This window comes from Streptomyces sp. NPDC026575, from assembly GCF_055567415.1.
In genome coordinates, this window is the sequence record NZ_JBVHQM010000038.1 from 68,564 (window position 1) to 74,563 (window position 6,000).

At 66.9% G+C, this 6,000-nt stretch carries 4 protein-coding genes and 1 pseudogene; 4 read left to right on the top strand and 1 reads right to left on the bottom strand.

Going from position 1 to position 6,000, the window contains the following annotated elements:
• Positions 1 to 252 precede the first annotated feature (252 nt).
• The 4 genes from ACZ4NB_RS35185 to ACZ4NB_RS35200 are packed head-to-tail and all read left to right on the top strand — an operon-like array spanning position 253 to position 5,287.
• A complete protein-coding gene (locus tag ACZ4NB_RS35185; RefSeq protein WP_467667108.1) occupies positions 253 to 924 on the top strand; it encodes a TnsA-like heteromeric transposase endonuclease subunit in 672 nt (223 codons plus the stop codon).
• Positions 918 to 3,017 carry a Mu transposase C-terminal domain-containing protein gene (locus tag ACZ4NB_RS35190; protein ID WP_467667101.1) on the top strand — a complete coding sequence of 700 codons (2,100 nt, stop codon included), beginning with the start codon at positions 918 to 920 and terminating at the stop codon, positions 3,015 to 3,017. The genes ACZ4NB_RS35185 and ACZ4NB_RS35190 overlap by 7 nt, the downstream gene beginning before the upstream one ends.
• Positions 3,014 to 4,036, top strand: coding sequence for a TniB family NTP-binding protein (locus tag ACZ4NB_RS35195; protein ID WP_467667102.1), 1,023 nt, complete (start codon positions 3,014 to 3,016; stop codon positions 4,034 to 4,036). Before ACZ4NB_RS35190 ends, ACZ4NB_RS35195 begins: the two co-directional genes overlap by 4 nt.
• A gap of 9 nt (positions 4,037 to 4,045) precedes the next feature.
• Positions 4,046 to 5,287, top strand: coding sequence for a TniQ family protein (locus ACZ4NB_RS35200; RefSeq protein ID WP_467667103.1), 1,242 nt, complete (start codon positions 4,046 to 4,048; stop codon positions 5,285 to 5,287).
• A 288-nt stretch (positions 5,288 to 5,575) separates the two neighbouring features.
• On the opposite strand, the pseudogene ACZ4NB_RS35205 reads toward ACZ4NB_RS35200, so the two are convergent.
• Positions 5,576 to 5,815, bottom strand: a pseudogene (locus ACZ4NB_RS35205) (SAM-dependent methyltransferase); the annotation flags it as partial.
• Positions 5,816 to 6,000 lie beyond the last annotated feature (185 nt).

Below are 6,000 nucleotides of genomic sequence, written 5' to 3' on the forward strand. Positions count from 1 at the left end.
CTCAACCTTCGCTGCGAGAGATCATGCCGCGGTCCTACAGGCGGCCGTGTCGTAGAGGGCGTTGTCCTGTGACAGTCGATCTTCCTCTTTGTCACTGAATCTTGCTCAAGCTCGGCTGGTTGCCACTACGGTTTCCTCGATTGGGGGTGAGGTGGCCGGGTGAGCACTGCGGGTGCGTTAGAGCATGACATCGCTGGGGGTGGGTTCACGCTCCGGTTCGGCGGTGCTGGAGGCCACGAGCGGGTTGTCCCGTTGGATCAGTGCCACGGGCTGGCGTGGGAGGAGGCAACTCCGGTACGGGCATTCCGCTGGTCGCGCGGACTCGGGCATTTCCCAGGCTGGTGGTGGGCCGCATCGACTGGACGTCATGTGGGGTTCGAGTCGTGGCTGGAGCAGGACCGGCTGATCCTGTTGGACTTCGATCCGGATGTTGTGGGGATCGCTTCGCAGCCGTTCTGGCTGCACTGGCATGCCGGGAAAGAGAAGCGACGCCATGCCCCGGACTACTTCGTACGGCTCGGTGACGGCCGTGCTCGCGTGGTCGATGTCCGCGCCGAGGACCAGGTCGACGAGCGGACCGCCGAGGCGTTCGCAGCCACCGAACTGGCCTGTTCGGCGGTCGGCTGGGAGTTTGAGCACGTCGGCGCCCCGGACCCTGCGCTGATGGCGAATCTGCGGTGGCTGGCCCGCTACCGGCATCCGCGCTGCGCCGGCAGACCTGAGGTGGCAGCCCGGTTACAGGAGACCTTCGCAGTGCCGACGCCGTTGCTGACAGGAGCCGAGAACGTCGGGGATCGGCTAGCGGTGTTGCCCGCGCTGTTTCATCTGATGTGGCGGCAGGAACTGGTGGCCGATCTCACGCATGAGCGGCTGGGCCCCGCCACGTTGGTGCGGGCCGCTGGTTCAGTTGGGGGCTCATGGTGAACGCGGAACGTCGGCCGCGGCGGCCTGTCGGGGTGTCCATCGGTGATCGAGTGCGAGTGGCCGAGGTCCTGCACACGGTGATCGCGGTGTCCGGCACGACCGTGCGTCTGGCGGACACGGAGGGGGCGGTCACCGACATCGGCCTGGTCGAGTTGTCGGCGGCCGAGGACTTCGAGGTGGTACGTGCGTCGTCGCGGACACCGGTTCCCCCGGCGACGCCGTTGGAGGGTTTGCCGGAGGCAGTAGTGGCGGAGGCGTTGTGGTGGGAACAGCACATCGTGGAGGTGTTGCGCGGGGTTCCGCCGCAGGCGCCTGCCGGCACGAGGCCGAAGCCGGAGTACGACCCGGCGGTGGTGTCGCTGACCCGACGTGAGCAGGCCAAGGCAGCGGAACTGACGGCTGCGGGGTGGCCGGTGACGGCGAGCGCGATCACCAAGCGACGTCGCCGCTATGAGGCCCGCGGAGTGGTCGGGATGGCCGACCATCGGTCCGCCAAGCCCGTCAGCGCGCACGGCCGGGTGGACCCGCTGGTGGTTGAGGCGATGCAGAAGGCGGTCGCCGAAGCTGCCCAGGACTCCACCCGGACGGCGACTTACCTGTTCTGGAAGACCGGTCAGATCCTGGAGGCGGATCACGGCCGGGGTGCGGTGGAGCTGCCGTCCCAGCGCAGTCTCTACCGGCTGCTGGAGAAGTTGTCGGCGGGCAAGCACACCACCGGATCGGCCCGCACCCGCCGGTCGCTGGCGGACCGCCCCGACGGGCCGTTCGGCGACAGAAGCGCGACGGCGCCGGGTGAGTTGATGCAGATGGACTCCACCCCGCTGGACGTGCTGGTCCGCCTGGACGACGGGGTCCCCGCCCGGGTGGATCTGACCGGCATGATCGATGTCGCGACCAGGAGCCTGACCGCGGCAGCGCTGCGGCCGACGACCAAGTCCGTGGACGCCAGCGTATTGCTGGCCCGCACCGTCACCCCCGAGCCGATGAGGCCCGGCTGGGCCCAGGCTTTGGCGATGTCACGCTCGGCGTTGCCATTCAGGCGGCTGCTGGACATCGACGCTCGAATGGAGCACGCCGCCGCCCGGCCGGTCATCGTCCCCGAAACCATCGTGGTCGACCAGGGGAAGGTGTTCATCTCCCGCAACTTCCGCGCCTCCTGCAACTTTCTCGGCATCAACTTCCAGCCGGTACACGACGCATCGGGCTGGGAGAAGGGCCACATCGAGCGGATGCTGGGGTCCGTCGGAACTCTGTTCGCCCAGTTCCTGGCCGGTTACACCGGCTTCAACGCCGAACGCCGCGGTCGGCACATCGAACAACAGCCTCTCTGGTCCTTGCTGGAGCTTCAGGAACTTCTGGACGAGTGGATCGTGGTCTGGCAGAGCCGGCCCCACGACGGACTGCGCGACCCGCTTCATCCGGGGCGGATGTTCAGCCCGAACGAGAAATACGCCGCTCTCGTCGAGACAGCCGGCTACGTCCCGGTCGCGTTGTCGGCTGACGACTACATCGAGTTGCTGCCCGCGACCTGGCGGGCGATCAACGCTTACGGCGTGAAGATCAAGCACCGGACCTACGACGACGAGGCCCTCAACCCTCTGCGGCAGCAGCGGTCAGGCGTCAAGGACCACAAGGATCTGTGGGAGATCCATTACGACCCTTACGACGTGTCCCGCATCTGGGTCCGTGACCACTGGAACGGCGGCTGGATCACCCTCTTCTGGAAACAACTACACCGCGTTGCCGCCCCGTTCGGCGAACTCGCTTGGGACCACACCCGCCGCACCCTGCCCGGAGCGAGTGAGGAACAACTCGCCGATGCCGTCGCCGACCTGCTACAACGAGCCCATCAGGGACCTGCTGACAACGGTGGCGCGGGCAGCAGAGCCGGACTCAACCGACGGGACCGGCGAGTCGCCGCACGCACCAAGTCCAGTCCGCCATCCACTCCCATCGCGCCCGAGGCATCCCCTGCCGACCGCGTCGCCGACGGCGAAGCGGACCAGGCCGACGACACTCCCGAGGAGAACATCGCCAAGGTGATACCGATGCCGATCTTCGACCCGTTCACCGAAGCAGACAAGCGGTGGTGAGCCAGGAGCCGGGACGGGGCGGGGATTCCACAGACGGGTACGGGCATCTGCAACTGACCACCCTGCCGGGCTGGCGCGGGTTCGTCACCGAGATACCCGCAGTGCCGGAACTGCTGCCCGAGGCGATCTGGTCGGGTCTCGCGGACGACAAACGAGCCTGCTACGACGATGACCGCATCGACCACCACTCACGGTTGCTGGTGGTCCAGACTCCCACGATCCGCCAGGTGATCACCTCAGGTCGCCGCCTGATCCAGATGAACAAGAACGCCCACTACGGACGATGCGGCCTGCTGGTGTCCGGCCCTGCCAGAACCGGCAAGACCACCGCGCTCACCCAACTCGGCAAGACCGTCGAGGTGATCCACCGGCGCCGTCACCCGAACTCCTCCGGTGACATCCCGGTCATCTACATCACCGTCCCACCCGCCGCCACCCCCAAGATGATCGCGATGGAGTTCGCCCGGTTCTTCGACCTGCCGATCTCCACCAGGAGCAACATCACCGACATCGCCGACGCGGTCTGCGGCGTCAGTACGGATGCCCACGTGGCCCTCGTTGCGGTCGACGAACTCCACAACCTCAACACCGCCACACGGGCCGGAGCCGAAGCCTCCGACACCCTCAAGTACTTCTCCGAACGCATCCCGGCCACCTTCGTCTATGCCGGAATCAGCCTTGAACGCACCGGACTGCTCTCCGGCCCTCGCGGAGAACAGATCGCCGGCCGGTTCGGCATGGTCCGCACCGGACCGTTCGGACAGGACCAGCAGTGGGCCGCGCTGATCGCAGCCCTGGAGGACAGCCTCAGGCTCCACCGCCACCGGCCCGGTGCCCTCACCAGACTCGACCGCTACCTGCACCAGCGCACCCACGGGATGATCGGAAGCCTGCTCTGGCTGATCCGCGGAGCCGCCATCAACGCCGTCCTGGACGGCACCGAGAAGATCACCAAGAAGGGCCTCGACGCCGTCGACGCCGACTTCACTTCCCAGTCCCCACGGCCACCCGCCACGTGATCAATACCCATGCTGCCCCGAGAACGAGCCGAGAAGATCCTCACCCTGCACGCGGCTGGATGGCCGGTGCAGGCCATCGCTGACCACATCGGCCACAGCCACCAAACCGTCCGCGACTACATCAACGGCCGCAGAACGCCAGGGATTCGGGCCCCACGGCCAAGCCTGCTCACCGAACCCCTCGCCAGCTACTGCCGTCAGCGCCTCTCCGAAGATCCGCACCTGCGGACCAGCGTTCTGTTCAAAGAAGTCGCCGATCTCGGCTTCCAGGGAAGCCGAGCAACCCTCTATCGCGAACTGAAGCGCCGACACCGCCTGCTGGTCCCGTCCGACCGCCAGGAAACCAATGCGCAGGAGGAGCCTCGCCAGGTTCCATCCGGGATATCTCGCACACTCACCCGCAGGCACGAGCGGACACCGGTGCTGCCACAGCGAGTCGCCCCGATCGCAGGAGAAACCCTCAACTCCTACCTGGCCCGGATCGCCCAGGCCAACCACCTCACCGTCACCGAGGTACTGGCAGTACTGCCCACCTGGTTCTCCACGAAGACCAACAACATCGACGACCGCGCCCAGCACCACATGCTCGCCCCCGCAGCCACCCAGGCCCTGCACGAACTCGCTCACCTCACCAGCACCACTCCCGCCGGCCTGGCTCACGCACTCCCCGCCTTCGGCACCGATGAAAGCCCTGTCCGGGCCACGACCGCCTGCCACCGGTGCACTGCCCGTCTCGGCATCAGCGAGCCCGTTCCCGTCCACCTGCCGATTCACCAGAAGGTCTGCACACGGCACGGAATCTGGCTCAGCGATCTCGGAGAACCCCACCTCGACCTCTCCATAGGCCCCGAGATCACCACCGCCCAACACCGGGCGAACCGCCTCCTCCGCCGCTTCTCACCTCAGCAACTCACCCTCGCCCACCAAACCGCGGTCGAAGCCGTCCCGCCCTGGCCGGCCTCCCCAGCCGCCGTCCCACACCACTGGAGATACCGACTCCTCGCACTACAGACCCACAATCACCAACGCGGCATCCCGACCGACCTCGATACCTACACACACGCCGCGATCTATCCCGACACCATCGAACTCGCCGCAGCAGTACTCGCCAAGCATCCTCACGATCCAGCAAGATCCACTGGCGAAAACTCTCCGCATCGCCGAACGGCGGCACCCGCGGCTCACGGTCACTTCGCCACTCAAGATTCCTCGTCGCAGGTCAGAGCGGCCGCGTCAGGGACGACTCGGTGACACGGGACAGGCGTCCCGCCGGTGGCCGTGGCCATTGCCGCTGACTGCATTGCCCGCACGAACTGGACCTCGATCCGCTCCGGGTGTACGCGTTCACGGCCGTCACATCAACGCGATCACGAGCCATCTGCTCGCCCGCCGAGCGGCCTCATTGAGGGAAGCGCTTGCCGACGCAGCCGCTGAGGTGTCTTCCATGTGATAGAGGGACGTAGACCTAGCCACCGTTGGGCCAGGGCACCTGACCTCCACTGCCCGCTGGCATCACAACAGCACAAGAGCGCGCCAGCCTCCCGCACTGGCCTCGATGCCAGTGAGGAGGGCCCCGCGGTCGCGCAGTGCGGCGGAGAGCAGGCCGGAGCCGGCGTCGAGGATTCGGCGTCCGGCCACGTCCCCGGTGAGGGGCAACATCGCGGGCCGCTCGTAGTAGGCGTTCAGGAGGCTGGTCTCCTCAGTGCTGAGTACGCCTCGGCGAAGCTGTCGTAGTCTCACCCGGGACGGAGATACAGGCCGGGCAAGGGTGCCACTCAAGCGCCGTTATCGGCTGGCTTTCTCGGTGGGCGTGTCCTCCAACGCTGTCAGGGTCTCGCCAAGTAGGTTGCATCCGTTGTGGGTTGCAGCTCGGGGGAGGGGCCGGACCGCCATGTCATTGGCCGAAGAGGTAGCGGCAATTCACGCGGGACGACCGGATCCAGCGGCGTTGGTGGGCGAATTCC

Coding starts and splice junctions, on each gene's coding strand:
- ACZ4NB_RS35190 (WP_467667101.1), top strand. CDS start 918: ATGGTGAACGCGGAACGTCGGCCGCGGCGGCCTGTCGGGGTGTCCATC.
- ACZ4NB_RS35200 (WP_467667103.1), top strand. CDS start 4,046: ATGCTGCCCCGAGAACGAGCCGAGAAGATCCTCACCCTGCACGCGGCT.